This window comes from Enterococcus sp. DIV0806c, from assembly GCF_051710905.1.
GTDB lineage: Bacteria > Bacillota > Bacilli > Lactobacillales > Enterococcaceae > Enterococcus_B > Enterococcus_B mundtii.
Map to the genome: position 1 here is coordinate 2,142,526 of NZ_JBIOLO010000001.1, position 18,053 is coordinate 2,160,578.

General features: G+C 41.1%; 13 protein-coding genes, 1 pseudogene and 1 riboswitch. Of the genes and pseudogenes, 1 reads left to right on the forward strand and 13 read right to left on the reverse strand.

The window, feature by feature from the left end; translation table 11 throughout:
* Positions 1-155: 155 nt before the first annotated feature.
* From IGK77_RS10030 to IGK77_RS10085, 12 genes are all read right to left on the reverse strand, one after another.
* Positions 156-5,186, reverse strand: a complete 5,031-nt coding sequence (locus IGK77_RS10030) for an LPXTG cell wall anchor domain-containing protein (protein WP_438713172.1) — start codon at positions 5,184-5,186, stop codon at positions 156-158.
* The gene (locus tag IGK77_RS10035; protein WP_238046329.1) at positions 5,152-6,459 is read right to left on the reverse strand and encodes an FAD-dependent oxidoreductase; all 1,308 of its coding nucleotides are present in this window, start codon (positions 6,457-6,459) and stop codon (positions 5,152-5,154) included. Before IGK77_RS10035 ends, IGK77_RS10030 begins: the two co-directional genes overlap by 35 nt.
* A 612-nt stretch (positions 6,460-7,071) precedes the next feature.
* Positions 7,072-7,761 (reverse strand): fructose-6-phosphate aldolase, encoded by a 690-nt coding sequence (locus tag IGK77_RS10040; protein ID WP_074799504.1) that lies wholly within the window; start codon positions 7,759-7,761, stop codon positions 7,072-7,074.
* Between the two features lie 37 nt (positions 7,762-7,798).
* The gene (locus IGK77_RS10045; RefSeq protein ID WP_074799505.1) at positions 7,799-8,155 is read right to left on the reverse strand and encodes a PTS glucitol/sorbitol transporter subunit IIA; all 357 of its coding nucleotides are present in this window, start codon (positions 8,153-8,155) and stop codon (positions 7,799-7,801) included.
* A gap of 16 nt (positions 8,156-8,171) precedes the next feature.
* Positions 8,172-9,179 carry a PTS glucitol/sorbitol transporter subunit IIB gene (gene srlE / locus IGK77_RS10050; RefSeq protein ID WP_071867517.1) on the reverse strand — a complete coding sequence of 336 codons (1,008 nt, stop codon included), beginning with the start codon at positions 9,177-9,179 and terminating at the stop codon, positions 8,172-8,174.
* A gap of 15 nt (positions 9,180-9,194) precedes the next feature.
* Positions 9,195-9,749, reverse strand: coding sequence for a PTS glucitol/sorbitol transporter subunit IIC (gene srlA / locus IGK77_RS10055; protein ID WP_071867516.1), 555 nt, complete (start codon positions 9,747-9,749; stop codon positions 9,195-9,197).
* Complete coding sequence (locus tag IGK77_RS10060; RefSeq protein ID WP_074799506.1) at positions 9,749-10,231, reverse strand: transcriptional regulator GutM; 483 nt, start codon at positions 10,229-10,231, stop codon at positions 9,749-9,751. Before IGK77_RS10060 ends, srlA begins: the two co-directional genes overlap by 1 nt.
* Entirely contained in the window at positions 10,228-10,371 is a 144-nt protein-coding gene (locus IGK77_RS10065) for a hypothetical protein (RefSeq protein ID WP_438713173.1), read from the reverse strand. The genes IGK77_RS10060 and IGK77_RS10065 overlap by 4 nt, the downstream gene beginning before the upstream one ends.
* A gap of 20 nt (positions 10,372-10,391) precedes the next feature.
* Positions 10,392-12,089: a BglG family transcription antiterminator gene (locus IGK77_RS10070; protein ID WP_256209249.1), complete on the reverse strand. Its 1,698-nt coding sequence runs from the start codon at positions 12,087-12,089 to the stop codon at positions 10,392-10,394.
* A 16-nt stretch (positions 12,090-12,105) separates the two neighbouring features.
* Positions 12,106-12,906, reverse strand: coding sequence for an SDR family oxidoreductase (locus tag IGK77_RS10075; protein WP_074799507.1), 801 nt, complete (start codon positions 12,904-12,906; stop codon positions 12,106-12,108).
* 183 nt (positions 12,907-13,089) lie between these two features.
* On the reverse strand, positions 13,090-14,562 hold the full coding sequence (locus tag IGK77_RS10080) for an InlB B-repeat-containing protein (protein WP_074799508.1): 1,473 nt from the start codon (positions 14,560-14,562) through the stop codon (positions 13,090-13,092).
* Positions 14,563-15,261: 699 nt separating this feature from the next.
* Complete coding sequence (locus IGK77_RS10085) at positions 15,262-15,519, reverse strand: TfoX/Sxy family protein (RefSeq protein ID WP_074799509.1); 258 nt, start codon at positions 15,517-15,519, stop codon at positions 15,262-15,264.
* Between the two features lie 226 nt (positions 15,520-15,745).
* A riboswitch (TPP riboswitch) is annotated at positions 15,746-15,843 on the forward strand.
* 76 nt (positions 15,844-15,919) lie between these two features.
* Between IGK77_RS10085 and thiD the strand changes: the two genes are divergently transcribed.
* A complete protein-coding gene (gene thiD, locus IGK77_RS10090) occupies positions 15,920-16,624 on the forward strand; it encodes a bifunctional hydroxymethylpyrimidine kinase/phosphomethylpyrimidine kinase (RefSeq protein WP_256209250.1) in 705 nt (234 codons plus the stop codon).
* Here the strand turns inward: thiD and IGK77_RS10095 are convergent.
* Positions 16,621-18,020, reverse strand: a pseudogene (locus IGK77_RS10095) (IS3 family transposase). The gene thiD and the pseudogene IGK77_RS10095 overlap by 4 nt on opposite strands.
* Between the last annotated feature and the right edge of the window lie 33 nt (positions 18,021-18,053).

Sequence of the window (18,053 nt, forward strand, 5' to 3'; positions counted from 1 at the left end):
CGAATAAACGGCGGGAACAGAAGTAACTTCTTTGGAAATAAGGCACCATCTACGAAAATTGTTTTAGTGGATGGTGCCTTATCTTTCGAGGCTAAACACTTCTGTCCTGAACGCTGACTTATCGAGGTAAAAGTATTCTATTTTTACCTTATTTTCTACTTTTTATCCTTATTTTCCTCTTTATTTTCTTGTTCTTCATCTTCCTCTTTGATCACACGTTCGACACGATCTTCATCATTTTGTAATTCACGACGGTTGCGTTTGAACAGTCCGAAGAATCCTGCAAAAGCAACAAGTATCCCACCAACAAATTTTCCAAACATACCTGAACTTGAACCAGTCTTAGGTAATTGCTTACCTGAAACATCTTCAGAGTCACTTATCTCTTGTGTGTTACTCGTTTGGTCATTCGTTTGCTTATTACTAGATAATCCATCATTAGAGCTGTTATCACTTAGTACTTGGTTTCTTGCAACTTGATTATCTGTATCGGTCGTCTCAGTTGGTGTGGTACTACTTAAATCAGTTTCGCCTCCATCACCGGTGCTTGGATTTACCTCTGGTGTTGTCGTACTTGGGTCAGTTTCTCCTCCACCAGCGCCTGGGTCGACTTCTGGCGTCGTCATTCCTGGATCGGTTTCGCCTCCCGTGCCTGGGTCTACTTCTGGCGTGCCAGTGGCCGGATCGGTTTCGCCTCCCGTGCCGGGATCGACTTCTGGCGTGCCTGTTCCCGGATCGGTTTCGCCTCCGGTGCCTGGGTCTACTTCTGGCGTAGTCGTGCCGGGATCTGTTTCGCCTTCACCCGTGCCTGGGTCTACTTCTGGCGTAGTCGTTCCTGGATCGGTAGTTTCTCCGCCTGTTCCTGGGTCGACTTCCGGTGTTGTTGTACCTGGATCTGTTTCGCCTCCTGTGCCGGGATCGGTAGTTTCTCCGCCTGTTCCTGGATCGACTTCTGGCGTACCTGTGCCCGGATCGGTAGTTTCTCCGCCTGTTCCTGGATCGACTTCTGGCGTACCTGTGCCCGGATCGGTTTCGCCTCCGGTGCCTGGGTCTACTTCTGGCGTAGTCGTTCCTGGATCTGTTTCGCCTTCACCCGTGCCTGGGTCTACTTCTGGCGTCGTCGTGCCGGGATCGGTAGTTTCTCCTCCTGTGCCTGGGTCGACTTCCGGTGTTGTTGTACCTGGATCAGTTTCTCCTCCGGTACCTGGATCGACTTCCGGCGTTGTCGTTCCTGGATCTGTTTCTCCGCCTGTGCCGGGGTCTACTTCTGGCGTCGTTGTGCCGGGATCTGTTTCGCCACCTGTACCTGGATCGACTTCTGGTGTGATCGTGCCGGGGTTAATAGGTATTAACGGATCAATCTCTGGCGTGACCGTGTTTAGACTTTTATCTGGTATTACGATATCTAAACCTGGAATACTTGCTCCTGGTTGACTTGGCAAAATTGGGTTGACAGTTGGAATACCTGCTTCTGGCTTATCTGGAGTCGCTGGTTCTACCTCTGGCGTACCTGTGCCTGGATCGGTTTCGCCACCTGTACCTGGGTCTACCTCTGGTGTGCCTGTGCCCGGATCGGTTTCTCCTCCTGTGCCTGGGTCTACTTCTGGTGTGGTCGTACCTGGATCGGTTTCGCCACCTGTGCCTGGATCTACTTCTGGCGTATCTGTGCCCGGATTGGTTTCGCCTCCCGTACCTGGATCTACTTCCGGCGTACCTGTGCCCGGATCGGTTTCTCCGCCTCCCGTTCCTGGGTCTACTTCTGGCGTCGTCGTGCCGGGATCGGTTTCTCCGCCTCCCGTGCCTGGGTCTACTTCTGGCGTAGTCGTGCCGGGATCGGTTTCTCCGACTCCCGTTCCTGGGTCGACTTCTGGCGTCGTCGTGCCGGGATCGGTTTCTCCTCCCGTGCCTGGGTCGACTTCTGGTGTACCTGTGCCCGGATCGGTTTCTCCTCCGGTACCTGGATCGACTTCCGGCGTCGTCGTTCCCGGATCTGTTTCTCCGCCCGTACCTGGATCTACTTCTGGTGTGCCTGTGCCCGGATCGGTTTCTCCTCCTGTGCCTGGGTCGACTTCTGGCGTCGTCGTGCCGGGATCGGTAGTTTCTCCTCCTGTGCCTGGGTCTACTTCTGGCGTCGTCGTGCCGGGATCGGTTTCTCCTCCTGTGCCTGGGTCTACTTCCGGCGTTGTCGTGCCTGGATCGGTTTCGCCGCCTCCCGTTCCTGGGTCTACTTCTGGCGTCGTCGTGCCGGGATCTGTTTCGCCTCCGGTACCTGGATCGACTTCCGGCGTACCTGTTCCTGGATCTGTTTCGCCTCCCGTTCCTGGGTCTACTTCCGGCGTTGTCGTGCCTGGATCGGTTTCGCCTCCGGTACCTGGATCGACTTCCGGCGTACCTGTGCCTGGATCTGTTTCGCCTCCGGTACCTGGGTCTACTTCCGGCGTTGTCGTTCCTGGATCTGTTTCGCCGCCTCCCGTACCTGGATCTACCTCTGGTGTGCCTGTGCCCGGATCGGTTTCTCCTCCGGTACCTGGATCGACTTCCGGCGTACCTGTGCCTGGATCGGTTTCTCCACCTGTACCTGGGTCTACCTCTGGTGTGCCTGTGCCCGGATCGGTTTCTCCTCCGGTCCCTGGATCGACTTCTGGCGTCGTCGTTCCTGGATCGGTTTCGCCTCCTGTGCCGGGATCGGTAGTTTCGCCTCCTATGCCTGGGTCTACTTCTGGCGTAGTCGTGCCTGGATCGGTTTCGCCTCCGGTACCTGGGTCGACTTCTGGCGTCGTCGTTCCTGGATCTGTTTCGCTGCCTGTGCCTGGGTCTACTTCTGGCGTAGTCGTGCCGGGATCGGTTTCGCCACCTCCCGTGCCTGGGTCTACCTCTGGTGTGCCTGTGCCCGGATCGGTTTCTCCTCCTGTGCCTGGGTCTACTTCCGGCGTTGTCGTTCCTGGATCGACTTCCGGCGTACCTGTGCCGGGATCGGTTTCGCCTCCGGTACCTGGGTCTACTTCCGGCGTTGTCGTTCCTGGATCGGTTTCGCCGCCTCCCGTTCCTGGGTCTACTTCTGGCGTGGTCGTGCCGGGATCGGTTTCGCCACCTCCCGTGCCTGGATCTACTTCCGGCGTCGTCGTTCCTGGATCTGTTTCGCCACCTGTGCCGGGATCGGTAGTTTCTCCGCCTGTGCCTGGGTCTACTTCCGGTGTTGTTGTACCTGGATCAGTTTCGCCTCCGGTACCTGGGTCGACTTCTGGTGTACCTGTGCCTGGATCTGTTTCGCCTCCCGTACCTGGATCTACTTCCGGCGTACCTGTGCCTGGATCTGTTTCTCCGCCTCCCGTACCTGGATCGACTTCCGGCGTCGTCGTACCTGGATCGGTTTCGCCGCCTGTTCCTGGGTCTACTTCTGGTGTGCCTGTGCCGGGATCGGTAGTTTCGCCTCCACCGGCGCCTGGGTCTACTTCCGGTGTTGTCGTACCTGGAGAAACTTGTGGATTCGTTGCATCCGGTGTTGTTGCATCTGGTGTGGCCATATCCGTCATTGAGGAAGAAATATAAGCAAATTCTCCACCAATTTGGTAGATATTAAAGTTCGTATCTTTCACAACGATTGTAAAATCACTGCCACTTCCATTTGCTCCGGTTAAATAGCCAGCATACTGAACTCCATTGACCATGATTGGTTGAGCAACAAACTGATTATAAGACACACCGTCTACTGTTATATTGACCGTACTTATAACTGAAGAAAAGTTTGTCTGAGAAACCTGTCCTGTTTTCACAGTTACTGCCGAATTCGCTGTAATCGTGTGACCACCATACCCACCACCAGAAAATGTCGCTGTCTGATTCCATCCTGCTAATCCAGCTGCGTCTTCGGCAAGATTACCATCGACTGCTCCACCAGGACTAATACCTGATTGAGAACCACTATACGTTGGCATCGACATTTCATCTGCGTATGCTGTAGTTGAATCAGTGGCTTTTTGCTCGTCTAAACTAACGGTCACATATTCATATTTCAATGACTCGATCACTTGATCTTTTGCTTGGATTTCATAATAAGTTGTATTTTCATCCGCTAATTGATCAACGAAATTTACTTTTACATTGATATTGGATTCATCTGTATTTAACCAAGAATCTGTGTTCTCAAAACTCCTTACACCGTGCAAGGATAAAGACGTTTTCAAGCTGTCCACTGTACTACCGAACTGAACAGGGGAAACCAAGTAATGCCCGTTGATCTCTAAAGGCAATCCATGGGTCGATGAAGAAAACGTGAAGTAACCATCTGCTTGATTTTTACCATGATCGGTAGAAATAGACTCATCATGATAAACTGCATAATAGGTACTTCCTTCATAGGTAATTGAAAAATTCTTCTCCATAGCATCTTCAAAGTCGCTTTTGATTTCATCTGTTAATTTTGCTTGCCCATTTTCTGCTTTCACGTTCAAAGAAAAACCTGTATCGATTTTCATATTTCCTAATACTGCACCATCATCCGCGGTAAAGTTGGTGCTTTCAGGTTTCGTTTTAGATGAGAAACTTAAGGATTTTTCTCTCGTACTTGCAACTACTTTTGAATCTTTCCAGTTTGCAGAATCTTCATAAGCCTTTTCTTTGGATTCATATAAATGAGGAGAGACCGTTTTATAATTATCTTGTGAAGTTACCTTCACATTAGGATTTGCTTGGATCAATTGCCGATAGCTTGACATTTTCATTACTTGCGCATCACTTGTAGATAAAGTAGAAGTTTGGTAATAAACGTCCGCATCTTTGATTCCCAAAATTTGTTGGATATCATATGCCGTATGGGTATCACTGACTTTGATCCCTTCTCCTTCATACATAGAAGAAAGTTTTTCTTTACTTGGTAGTTGATCCATTAACTTAGCTACAAAGCCAGTATTTGTCTTCACACTGCTACTTTGACCTTTTTGTAAGGATTGATTCAATTCATCCACAGAAGTATGTTCAATATCTTGGATGGTCTCATCTTCAACAAGTCGCTTTTCGGACAAAGAGGAACTGTCTGCAGAGGCAGAAAGATTTGGAATCGTGACGCCACCGATAAATGCCCCAGCACCAACTGTCAACAGTGCGCCAGCTTCAATCATTCGCTTTTGTTTTTTTGACATCTCTTTATCTGGTTTATTTAATTTCATTTGATCTTTCTTCTTTGCCATCACGACCACTCTCTCTTTCTTTTTCCCTAACTAAAGAGGCTAATATTTTTGTAAAACCTAGTGGATTCTTGTAGCCATGTTCAAAAAAGAAATCCGTAAATTCAATTTCTGGCACGGTCACGTTTTTTTGGATTGCTAAACTGATGATATTGACATATTGAGAAATATCAACTGTTCCTAGGACCTGCAATCCTAAGATTTTTTTAGTTTTCTTTTCATAAACAAGATAAATACTTGAATAATGATTTTTTCTACCTTTCTCAATTGGTGAGTATTTGACGATTGATTCATGGACAAACTGACCACCACGTTCTAGATAACGATTCTGATAGTGTACCTCTTCTGCGTCATATCCGAATTTTTTTGCTTGATTGAGTGTGATTCCTGTATTCGCAATGGTAAATCCATCCATATTGAATTTATACGTTCCTGTGGTCATTGCTACTTCTTGCTTTTTCTCGTGGATATTGACAGCAGCGATCAGCCCTTGACGAAACGCATCGGAAGCATGAGGATTATAAATATTTTCTTTGGTCAAGTCCATATAAGTCGTAGAGCAATCCCCTACCGCTAAAATCGAATCATCGGTTGTATACATGTACTTATCAACGACGATTGCTCCACGGTCACCGGTTTCGACTTGTCCAGCTAATAAGAACGAATTTGGTCGGAAGCCAACAGAAACAAAGACGCCATCTGCACGGATAGTCAAATCAGAAGAAGTTTCAACTTCGATTTTAGGTCGGCTCCAGATTTTTTTATCAATTGTATGGTAACTTGTCACTCTAGTACCTAGTAATAGTTGAATACCTTCTTCTTCTAGTTGCTTCTCTACTTCGATTGCGGCATTCTCATCCAAATATTTGTCAAGGATTCTTGCATTTGACTGGATCAAAGTGACTTTCATTTTTCGTTGCGCTAAGATACGAGCAATCTCTACACCGACCAGTCCAGCGCCAATCACTACCGCATGATGGGCTTCTGATATAAATTTTTCAATTGCTTCAGCATCCTTACGCTCTTTCAAAAGAAAAAGTGTCTCATTTAGTTTTCCGCCAGTTGGAGGAAGGTTGGGATACGAGCCCGCAGCCATGATCAATCGGTCATAAGATATTTCGTGCTCATGTTGACTTAACACATTTCTAAAATTCAACGTCTTCTTTTTCGCATCGATGTTAGTTACTTCTTTTTGAATGCGTAAATCCACTCCTTGAGCAATAATTTCATGCGGTGTTGCATAATTTGCTTGGGAGTGGATATCTTGATGTCCCATCAAAAATAATGGGATTGTTTGGGAGACAAATGTTATTTCATCTTTTTTTCAAATACGATTACTTCATCGTCTGGATATTCCTCACGAATACGAAGTGCTGCGGCAATCCCCGCATGGTTTCCTCCAACAATTATGATCCTCATCAACTGCCTCCTTCATTAATAAAAGCATGCTACAAAAAATACATACGGTTATTTTTAATCTACTATTTATATAAATTATATCACTTAGAAAGACTAGTTGTCAGTTATAAAGGTCTATTTACTAAGAGTCAACCAAAACAGTTATTTCCACTCCTATTTACCAAAATCGGTACAGAAAAGAATATAACCATTCTTGATTCAACAGATGAAATAAACCATTTATTTTTTAAGTAAACATCCAGTCATAAAGTAGATATAATTGTACATTGAATTTCATAAAAAAAATTTATTTTATACGATATACACTGTATGTACATGGACATTAGATGTTAGCTACCTATTGTTGCTTAAACTGCATAGCGGCTATTTGATAATGGTTGAAATAATAAATATGACGTTATTTAAAAAGAGTCATAGAACGGATAGATCAACCATTCTATGACTCTTTATTCTTTTTATTTAGAGGAACTTATTGCTCTGATTCTTCTAATGCTTTCACATCTTTGACCCCGAATGTCTCTTCCCAGTCTTTCTTAAAATCTGTCACTGCCTTATGAATGGAAGGCATACCGAATACTTGTGTAAAGATATCTGGTGACGCAGTAATACTATGCGCCCCTTGACGACAAGCATGATTGACTTGTGCAACATTTTTAAAACTAGCAGCTAAGATCTTGCTTTGAGATTGCGTTCGTTCGATTTCCATTGCTAGTGCTTTGATAATAGCAACAGCATCGATATTTAGATTTTCCATACGGTTATAATAAGGTGCCACATAATCGGCACCTGCAGCAATTGCTAAGTATCCTTGCATTTCAGAGTAGATAGCGGTAGCAGTGACATTTACTCCTTTGGCTTTCAGTTGTTTGATGGCAGCCAATCCTGGTTCGTTCACTGGTACTTTAATGAAAATATCCTTACCAAGGTGATCCATGATTACTTGGGCATCAGCTAAAATCTCCTCTGCTGTTTCTCCAACTACTTGAACATGTAAACTGGCTTTTCCAATTAACTGCTTGATTTCTTTAAAGTGAGCAAACAAATCGATCTTTCTTTCTTTTTTGATGATTGAGGGATTCGACGTTACTCCAGATAGCGGGAGGATCGATTGATAATAACGAATTTTCTCAATATTGATCGTATCTAACATAAATTCCATTTTATTCATCCTTTCAACAGATGTGTTGCTTTGTAATTTATTTAATACTGATTTTAGTCTTGATACCAATCTCTACGATTTCTTTCCCTTCAACATATAAAGTACCTGGTAATTCAGGTTTTACTGATCCGTCAAACTTGATTGTGATATGTCCAAGCTCTTTTAGATTATCATTGACCAAACTTCCAACAGACGTGATGCGATAGCTTGTCTCATTGACGAATAGCTGTTGTCCTACTTTGATCTCTCCGTGGATTGGCTGGAGTTCAATATTATAACAATAGGCTGATAGCATATCTGGTGCATCTTTTCCAAATAGAATCACGATCTTCTCTTCTTTGAATAGCGTAGCTTCTGCCCCAATCGAAGTTACTTTTGTTGAATAAACTGACATTTTTTTCCTCCTAGATTCAACTATACATTCCAAAGCTTGCTATCCATGCGACTAACACTCTGGGTACACCGTTTAAAAAGCGTGAATATAAAACGGAAGGTACGCCAACCTCTACTGTTTCAGCCTCTGCTTCTTCTAAGCCTAATCCGACAGGGATGAAATCACAAGCATTTTGAGTATTGATTGCAAATAACGCAGGTAAAGCGAGCTGTGGCGGAATATTGCCTTTACCGATCTCCACCCCGATCAGTGTCCCAATGACTTGGCTGATGACTGCCCCAGGTCCTAATAATGGAGAAAGAAACGGTAAGGAACAGATAAAACCGATGATCATCAATCCCCAAATATTTCCTGCTAAAGGTGCCATGATATTAGCAAAGAAATTACCGATACCAGATCCTTGTATGATCCCGATCAACAAGGAAACAAATGCCATGAACGGAATGACCGTATTGATCATCGTCTGTACACCTTCGCGTGCGGACTGATTAAAAGTTGCCACTACTTTTCCTGCACCCATGCCGATTTTTGCAATAAAATTCTGCTGTTCAGCTTTTTGTTCAGTAATTTTTTTGCTTGTATCGTATTTATATTCACGTGTTGGCCCACTCTTATTTCCTATGTTGTCAGAATGACCGACCGTGCTTTCTTCAGTAGTCAGCGTGATTTGATTGACCCCTACTGCTGATACGTAAATGTCTTCTGTAATGTATTGTGCTAATGGTCCGCTTTTTCCTGTTGGTACGACATTGATCGTAGGTATTCCTTTTTTTGGATAGATCCCACAACGCAATGTCCCTCCGCAATCAACGATTGCTAAAGCGATTTCATTATCTGGGATAGAAGTTTTAAAGCCATTGACTGCTTCCATTCCTGTCAATTCAGCAATTTTATCGACGATTACTGGTTTTTCTCCCCCACCAGTAATATAAATAAATTTATGTTTTTCCTCTGTTGGTGTGATCACTAATGGTCCTCCGAACCCACCAGTTCCTCTTACAACTCGAATACTGTGATAGCTCATTTTTTCACTTCCTCCTTATTCTGTCGCTGTTTCTACTGTTTTACTCAGAGTGACTCCTTGTTGTTTACAAACATATGCGGTTGTAAAGTCTGTTACCCAGCCACCAATAAAATTCATAAGAATTCCGACAAACATATAACGCACAGCTAACTCCATTGAATTCAATCCTAAGGTTGTGATTCCTTGGGCGATTCCTAACCAAACAAATAATTCACCCGGATTGATGTGGGGAAAGACGCCATTGCTCGTATGACAAAATTGTGCTTGAGAAGCATAATAGCTTGGCTTGTAATATTCAGGCAAAAAGCGAGCCATTGTAAAAGACATCGGATTTCCCAACATAAAGGCAGATAAAAAAGGTAAGATCAAATATCTTGTGACGGGATTCTTCGTTGATAGTTTGGCAACTTTAGTTACTCGTTCTTCACCTAAGAAAGCAATCAGTGTATTCATTGCTACCATTAGGATCAACACTACAGGGACGATACCAGTCATCCAAGATACAAAAGTTTCCGCACCCGTTTCAAATAAACCGATGAAGCCTTCCGCAAATTTTGTGATATATTCCATTATTCAACACTCCTTTTTCTTGATAGGTATTGTTTTTTCCATAAACTGAATTGAATACCAAGCATCGTAAGTGGGGAAGGTAGCGATTCTTCTTGATAATTGCCTAATTCTACCCGCAAATAGATTTCTCTGGCATTTGCCATTGCTTGTTGCACCAATTTATTTTCTGTTCGCACCAAAGGATGATAGTTGTCGATGTAGTGGATATCTGTTCCAATATATTGTGGCAATAGACGAAATTTTGCTAGGACAGTTACGCCCTGCATCTTTCGCGCATCAATAATGATCCCTTTTTGATCGACAGCAAACATGACGATCGTTCCTGCTTTGATTTTTCCAGATCGACGACCGATAGCCACCTTCCCTTTTCTGCGCATTTCTAGATAGATTTGATTAAAGTGTTTGATTTGTTTCATTCCAAATATTACTTGCAGTCCGTAAGCAGCAAGTGCAAATGCGCCGAATATATATATGAAGTTCATGTTATGACCCCCTTTCGTATCATCCAATTTTGTAACCCAACTAAATCATCCAAACGACATAGTTCACTTCTAAATTCAGGATCGCCAATAACAGCAAAAAGCTGATCATACAGTTTTAGCAATTCTTTTTCTTTTTCCATCGTTAGATCTTGTGGAATGGCTAACAACAAGACGACTTGCACTTGTCCGTTGATCGTGGAGATCCCTTTCCTAAAGATCCCCACTGATAAAATAATTTCAGCCATTTTTTATTGATGGCATGAGGAAAAGCAATTCCATATTCAAAAATCGTACTCCTTAACTTTTCTCTAATAAACAATTGCTCCTTAAATTCTTGATCGACTAAGCCTTTGCTCTCAAGAGATTCAAGCATATGATCAAGATTTTGTTTGTAGGGTTTCTTTTCATTTAAAATCTCAAAATCTAGTTTTAAGTGATGAACATTTGCAGCTCTCAACTTTTCTGCTTTACGCCACTCTTCTTGCAACCAAGTTTCGTTGAATAGATTGATCAATCGAATGATTGGCGTATGTTTCTTTACATTTTTCAGAGGAATGGTTGTAAAAACAGCAAAATATTGGTCTAAGTCTTCCTGCTGATACTCCTCCTCAGAAAAATGGACCATGCTTATTTGAGGACCCAAAACCCGTTCCAATTGACGGCGAATAATCAAAGCTGTTCCTTTTCCGGTATTACAGACAATTGCAATTTCTTTGTGTTCGTTATTACTGGTTTGTTTCCTCAATGCAAGTTCAAAATAAAAGGCAATATAGCTGATTTCTACAGTCGGAACCACTCGTTGTAACTGCTCCCCAATCTGCTGTAGACCAATTTTTGCCAGTTCATAGGCTAGAGGATATTGGGATTCGATTTCACCATAGAACAGATCTTGCAGCTCTATTCGAAAAATCAAACGATTGAGCATGTAAATGAAATGCTCTTTTATTTCATGAACTAAGAAGGTTTCATCAAATTCTACTAGTAAATTTTTATGGATTCTCTCTATCATTTGTTGAAATAACTGTTCGATTTTTTGCTCATCAATAGTAGACTTATCCATGCCAACGATAGCACTTATATTAAGAGGAAAACTAAGAAAAGCTTGTTCTGTTTGGCTTAGTGTGATGCTATATTCATATTCCAAATGATGGATCAATTCGACAAAAGCAGGATGACTCGTCATAAGGTCCATATACTCATTTGGCAAATCTACCAGTATATTTCCTTTAAGGAGTCGTTTCATTGTAATAGAAATCGTTTTTTTCAAAAGAAGACCCTGATTTTTAGGTAAATTAAATTTTTGAACTAAGTGCTCTACGAAGTCTTGTGTGCGTTCTGATAATGGACGTTCTGCAAAATATTCTTGTACATAATGAAGGTGTAACAGTCGTAGATCCAGTTCTTCTCCACGCATACGCAGTCCACGATTCGGCGTGCCAATCACTTCGACATCAAAAGAGGAAATCAGTTTTTTCATCACTCGTAGATCTTTGACGACAGTACTTCGGCTGACCCCTAATGCTTCTGACAAATCATCGATCAGCAAAAAATCTTTTTGCTCGATCAGCTTCTTGAGAATAAAGAAAATTCTTTTACTGCAAGAATTAAAATCGCTCTTCCGCTTCAAACTGCCGTTCATTATCAAGTCAAATTTTTCAAAATTTTCAATTTCGATATGAAAAGCATTCTTATGTTGAACGATTTCTGCAATTCCAATCAATTCTTCGTTTAAAGATTCAATGCTGGTTTTCACCGTTTGCGTACTTGTATTCAGCTTTTGTTTCAACCCGCCGATTCTCATTTCTTTGTGGGTAACCAGTAATTGTAGAATTTGATACCATCTGTTCACTACCGTCATTTACTTCCCCCACTTTTTATCCTCTAGTTTTTCCTCCGGCCACATTTGTGGTTACTCCAGTGATATAACTCGAACGATCAGATAGATAGTAACTAACTAAGTCAGCGACTTCTTTTAATTTCCCGCTTCGACCTAATGGAATCGTGCTTGTTTTGGCATAACCTACCCTAAGCTCTTCAATCGTGATGCCACGAGTATAGGCCAAGGCTTCTTCATAAGAAAGTGTGCGTAGTCCGGTTTCCTCCATAATTCCTGGAGCAATCCCTATTACCCGAACATTTGATTTTCCTAACTCTTTTGCCCAAGATCGAGTAAAGCTGTTGACAGCGGCTTTCGTTGCCGCATAAGCACTTTGTCCCTCTGAACCTTCAAGTCCTGATTCAGAAGACATATTGATGATAACTCCTTCTCCTTTAGCAACTAAAATTCTACTTACTGCTTGAGTCATCAAATACAAACCTTTTTGATTGATTGCGATGATTTTGTCAAAGACTTCCTCGGATAATTCATATTCCCCGTGCGCGTGCTTTTTATCCACTAATAAGCGCGGAATGTTGATTCCTGCATTGTTGACCAACCCATCGATCGTACCAAAGTGATCCTTTACTTTTGCAACTCCAGCTTCTACCTCTTGTCGTAATGTTATATTGGTTTTTACAAACAATAATCGTTGATGTTTAAGTGTCGAATCTTTAATATCAAAATTTGCTACATTGACATGTTGTTCCAATAAACTTTCGACGATACTTTTCCCGATACCAGAAGATCCTCCGGTTACAATAATCGTTTTCCCCTCAATGTTCAGCCAATTTGTCATAAGCGATCACCCCTTTTTTTGTTTACGCTTTCAGTATAGCTACGTAGAGGAAAATAATTAAGCCAGACTTTTTTTGAGTTTCCAAAAAAAATCTGACTTAATGTCTTTTTATAAGTGATGCTTTTTTTATTTACTAGTTCTTTGCTCTATTCTATTTTTTTACATGAGCATTATCTTTCAGTTTTATCGGCTACCTTCTGATTTTGAACGTTTCAACCAGTATATTGCTACTATAAAGACTATGATCATACCCAAGCCAACCAAGATATTCGAGTACATCGATTGTTCTGCTGTTTTCGGAAGCTGTCTGACTTTTCTTGAATGGTTGATGGGGGTTTTAGTATACGTGACTTGTTCCTTATTCATTACTTTTGTTATCGCTTTAGTTATTTCAGTCGTTTTGACTGTTTCACTCACTTTCTTTACCTCTGCTTGTTTGATTGGTGGTGACACAGGCTCAATGATTTTTGGCAATTTTTCCCATTGTGCGGTATAAGTCATATCACCTTCAACAAACTCGCTGACAGTTGGCGTCCAACCGATGAATTTATAGCCTTCTCTTGATGGCGTTCCACTAAACGCCGGAGTTGCTACGCCTTTAGTCAAATCTGAAAACACTTGATTATCGAAAACAGTTTGATTTTCTACACCGTCTGTATAGATCACTTGGTAATTGATGGTTTGTGGAATCACAGGTTCCCAAATAGCTGTGTAAGTTACATCACCAGTCACTGTATCAGTTACTGCTTTATCCCATCCTTTAAATGTATACCCAGCTCTTGTAGGTTGCCCACTAAATGTGGGTGTCGCAGAACCGGCGACTAAATCTTTAAAGACTTGATCTGCAAAAATTTCCTCATCTGGTACACCGTCTGTATAGTTGACCTGATAAGTCGGAACGGGTTCCCATATGGCTGTATAGATTGCGTTGCTAGTTACTGTCTCACTGACGGTTGGACTCCAACCAGCGAATGTATAACCTTTTCTTGTTGGCTCTTCACCAAAAGTAGGTGTCGTAGCTCCTGGTTCAATACGTTTGAATGTTTGATCCTCGAATACAACTTCATTCTCCACGCCATCGACATAACTCACCGTATAGGATTCAATTGGTGTAAATGAGGCATTTACGCTAATTTCAGCTACTCGCGAAGCATTGGATGCATCTACAGGTAGTGAAACATGAATTTCAAGTGTATTTATATCACCGATTTCACCTTCGATGGAAAATGGAACTCCGATCATACGTACACTTGGATCTAGGTATGGATTCGTATGACTGAATAGCTCGCCGACCTGATATTTTCCTAATGAGGTCCCATTTAGAAAAACTTCCAGCTCCATCTCACTAGGATTTCTTCTTTCCGCATCAGTATTATCTAGCGTACTTAGATCAACCATGACCATTGCCACACCACTTTGTTGATTTTGAGATAATAGCTTCACTTGTGTTGAAAAAATCCCTGGAGAACTTCCAGGATTGATTTGTGCACCATTAAAGCGCCACGGGATCATTTCATCTTCCCCGACGTCATAATAATCAATGCCATTTGCAGAATAAGACACTTCTGAATTGACTCCTGAAGTTGCCGCAGAAACATTTGGGTTGAACCCTACAAATACAAGAAAAACAATAAAACACGATACTATCTTTTTCATAATGATCCTCCATTCTGGCATGAAGTCAATAACCATATTGTGTTAACACTTTAAATTGCTCAATGATGAACAATAAAAATCGCATATACCTCTATTTATTAAACCCCCTTTTTCCGAAAAAAATAATGATAATAAACTCGATCATAAATTTAAACTCCTGCCTCTCTATTTAGTTGTGATGTTCCATTCGCTTTTAATTTATTATTAATATTACAAAAAATATAAAAGCCTTAGATTATCCTTTGAAATTGTTATTTTTTAATTAATCAGCTGTTTTTAGCAGTTTATAAAGATGATAAATATCTTAATCTCAAGTAAATTATAACAAATTAAACATTAAAATTGTATGAATTTTTACATACCTAATCCTCAGAATGCCAATAAAACAGTAATTAAATATGTTCTATTTTTGGTTTAAGTTATCTTGTTTATTAAATTAAATTAATTCCATTGCTTCTTTCAAGCTATGTATATTTCTATTTGAAGTTATAAAAAAACTCAACAATGTTATTAAATTCACAAATATATTTTTTTAATCACTTCATATTTTCTAACTTTATCGATTATGTTGAACAGAAAAGTAAAATAAAATGATTGCTCATCTGTCTATAACAATTAACTTTTTTTAAAAAAGGTACACCAAAATAAGCAATGAAATCCGGAACTAGCCACCATGTCCAGATTTCATTGCTTATTTTTTTAGCATAGGCTTCGATAGAATTGCTTTAACTTTTCTTTTTCCTCTTTTGATAAAGCTTGCACAGGCTTGCCTTTTCTCGCTCCTTCGATTCCATATAGCATATGGAGACAGGCGCCACTGTCCACCTTTTGACGAATTTCAAAAAATATCTGTTCCGCTCCCTTTTCTTTAAATTGTTCTTCCGTTGTCACACCAATCTTTCGTAAATTTTCTTCTAATACTTTCCCTATATTCGGTAGATTACTTAACTCTGTCATGAGATTTCCTCCAAAAGTCTGGCTTTGATATATTGCATAGTACACTTAGAATATTCTATCGTTTTTCTTTAGTATACCATTTTGAGAAACGCACTAGCAATTCAGATAAGAACGCTACTTCGAAAGAAAGTAAACTGTTTCTTTTAGCTACTCAATGTAGGCTTGCTCCTGTAAAACTTGAATCTTCTGCTTTTTTCAGATATCATTGGTTCGTAACTAAATATGATTTTGTTTGCAGGGGGACGTTATCGCGTTGAGAAGGTAAAACCTGACCCTTTGAACCTGTTGGTTGATACCAGCGTAGGGAGCAAATGTCCTTTTTGTTGATGCGAAATCGAAACAATCAAGGCATTCTTCTATACTGGAAGAATGTCTTTTTTCTATTTTAAGGAGGAATCTGATGAAAAAAGTACTAAGTATTGCTGGCTCAGACTGTAGCGGGGGCGCCGGTATCCAAGCCGATTTAAAAACATTTGCCGCTCATGGTGTATATGGAATGTCTGTGATCACCTCAGTAGTCGCTGAAAATACCGTTCGTGTGATCTCATACCAAAACATCGCACCAACAATTATCAATGAACAAATGACAGCTGTTTTCGAGGACATCTATCCTGATGCAGTCAAAATCGGTATGTTGTCTTGTGCAGATACGATGTTAGCTGTCGCAAGCAGTCTACAAGAATGGCAACCTAAAAATATTGTACTAGATCCTGTGATGTATGCAAAAAATGGCGATGCCTTGATGGAGCCACAAGCAATCGACACATTGATTAAAAACGTCTTACCATTAGCTACTTTGATCACCCCAAATATTCCAGAAGCAGAAAAAATCGCAGATCGCTCGATTACTTCACTGAAAGAAATGGAACAAGCAGCAAAAGCCATTTATGAAAGATGTCACTCTGCAGTTTTGATCAAAGGAGGGCATCGCTCAGGTGAAGCCACTGATATATTGTATGATGGGGAAAATATTTACTCCTATACGTCTGAACGAATCGCCACAAAAAACACCCATGGCACTGGTTGTTGTAGTGACCCCAAAAAGTTAGACTTTTATGGAGTGGAGAAATCCACTCCTTTTTTGTACGATAAAATTAACTGTTAGACAGCTGTTTTTACAGCTTCTCGAAACTGAACCGGACTTCGCCAATTTAATTTCTTTTTGATGAGTTTATGGTTGTAATAATAAATATATTGGTCAATTTTTGTTTTCAATTCATCAAAACTCCGATAGACTTCTCCATAAAAAATCTCTTGCTTTAATAGACTAAAGAAGTTTTCCATAGGTGAGTTATCTAAACAATTTCCTTTACGAGACATACTCTGGAAGATTTTATGCTGCTTCAATTTATTCTTATAAGCATTCATTTGATAGGCCCATCCTTGATCTGAATGGAAGGTTCTACGAAATGGGCAATCATTTGTTATCTGGATTGCTTCTTCTAATCCTTCCATTATAGCTAGTGCGTTTGGCTTTTCAGAAATCCGATAAGATATAATTTCACTATTGTAGAGATCCATGAAAGGATCTAAATACAGCTTTTTCTGACGAACGATACCTGTGGTATCTACTTCATAATACTTAAACTCTGTGGTGTCAGTTGTAATTTTTTGGTGACAGATACTTGTATAAAACCGACGATGAATACGATTTTTGGCGACAGTGCCAACTTTCCCACGATAAGAATTGTACCGTCGAGATTTTCGAGTGTAAGACTTTACTTCGATACCTAGTTTTTTTATCAGACGTTGGATCTTCTTTTTATTGACATGAACCCCTTGATTCTCTAATGCTTTTTTTAGTCGCAGACAGCCATAGTCTTTATGTTCTTTGCGAATTTCAAGCATTTTTTCTTCAATTTCTTGGTCTGGGTTTGGTCTGTCAAACCGTTTCTGCCAATACATATAGGTTGCTTTAGGAAATTTCAATGTTTCAAGAAGCTCAACTAGTTTGAATGATCTTCGGAGGCTGGCGATGATTCGTGCGATTGATTCTTGCGTCTTTGCTGGGCTTCCTGTTTTCGCAACTTCCTCAACTCTTTTAAAAAGGCATTCTCAATTTGAAGGGATCGGACTTGTTTTTCTAATGCCTTGATACGTTCGCGTTCTTCAGTTATTGTATTTTCTTTTTTTCTAGTCAAAGTAAGTTGTCGCCCTTTCTCTTTTGAGAGTCCATCAATACCCGCTTCTCTGAAATTGCGCATTCAATTGGCAATAAGCGCATGGTTGCTCATTTCTAAAGCGTTGGCAACTTCTCGATAGGACATCTCACTTGTTTGATATAACTCTATCGCATTTAACTTAAATTGAACAGAATATTTCTGCTTTTGACGCTTTCTGAATAGACCTTTTTCTCCGTATTCACGATAGGTATTCACCCAACTACTTACTTGTGTCTTGTTTGAAATACCATATTTGTTGGCAAGATGCCGATACCCACCCCCGCCACTAAGATATTCTTTAACGATTTTTATCTTTAATTCAAAATGATATTTTGCCATACAAATAGCGACCCCCAAAAGTTAGATTTTTTG

Excerpts from the sequence above, each read along its gene's own strand:
- IGK77_RS10030 (WP_438713172.1), bottom strand. The coding sequence starts at position 5,186 with ATGGCAAAGAAGAAAGATCAAATGAAATTAAATAAACCAGATAAAGAG.
- IGK77_RS10035 (WP_238046329.1), bottom strand. The coding sequence starts at position 6,459 with ATGGGACATCAAGATATCCACTCCCAAGCAAATTATGCAACACCGCAT.
- IGK77_RS10040 (WP_074799504.1), bottom strand. The coding sequence starts at position 7,761 with ATGGAATTTATGTTAGATACGATCAATATTGAGAAAATTCGTTATTAT.
- IGK77_RS10045 (WP_074799505.1), bottom strand. The coding sequence starts at position 8,155 with ATGTCAGTTTATTCAACAAAAGTAACTTCGATTGGGGCAGAAGCTACG.
- srlE (WP_071867517.1), bottom strand. The coding sequence starts at position 9,179 with ATGAGCTATCACAGTATTCGAGTTGTAAGAGGAACTGGTGGGTTCGGA.
- srlA (WP_071867516.1), bottom strand. The coding sequence starts at position 9,749 with ATGGAATATATCACAAAATTTGCGGAAGGCTTCATCGGTTTATTTGAA.
- IGK77_RS10060 (WP_074799506.1), bottom strand. The coding sequence starts at position 10,231 with ATGAACTTCATATATATATTCGGCGCATTTGCACTTGCTGCTTACGGA.
- IGK77_RS10065 (WP_438713173.1), bottom strand. The coding sequence starts at position 10,371 with ATGGAAAAAGAAAAAGAATTGCTAAAACTGTATGATCAGCTTTTTGCT.
- IGK77_RS10070 (WP_256209249.1), bottom strand. The coding sequence starts at position 12,089 with ATGACGGTAGTGAACAGATGGTATCAAATTCTACAATTACTGGTTACC.
- IGK77_RS10075 (WP_074799507.1), bottom strand. The coding sequence starts at position 12,906 with ATGACAAATTGGCTGAACATTGAGGGGAAAACGATTATTGTAACCGGA.
- IGK77_RS10080 (WP_074799508.1), bottom strand. The coding sequence starts at position 14,562 with ATGAAAAAGATAGTATCGTGTTTTATTGTTTTTCTTGTATTTGTAGGG.
- IGK77_RS10085 (WP_074799509.1), bottom strand. The coding sequence starts at position 15,519 with ATGACAGAGTTAAGTAATCTACCGAATATAGGGAAAGTATTAGAAGAA.
- thiD (WP_256209250.1), top strand. The coding sequence starts at position 15,920 with ATGAAAAAAGTACTAAGTATTGCTGGCTCAGACTGTAGCGGGGGCGCC.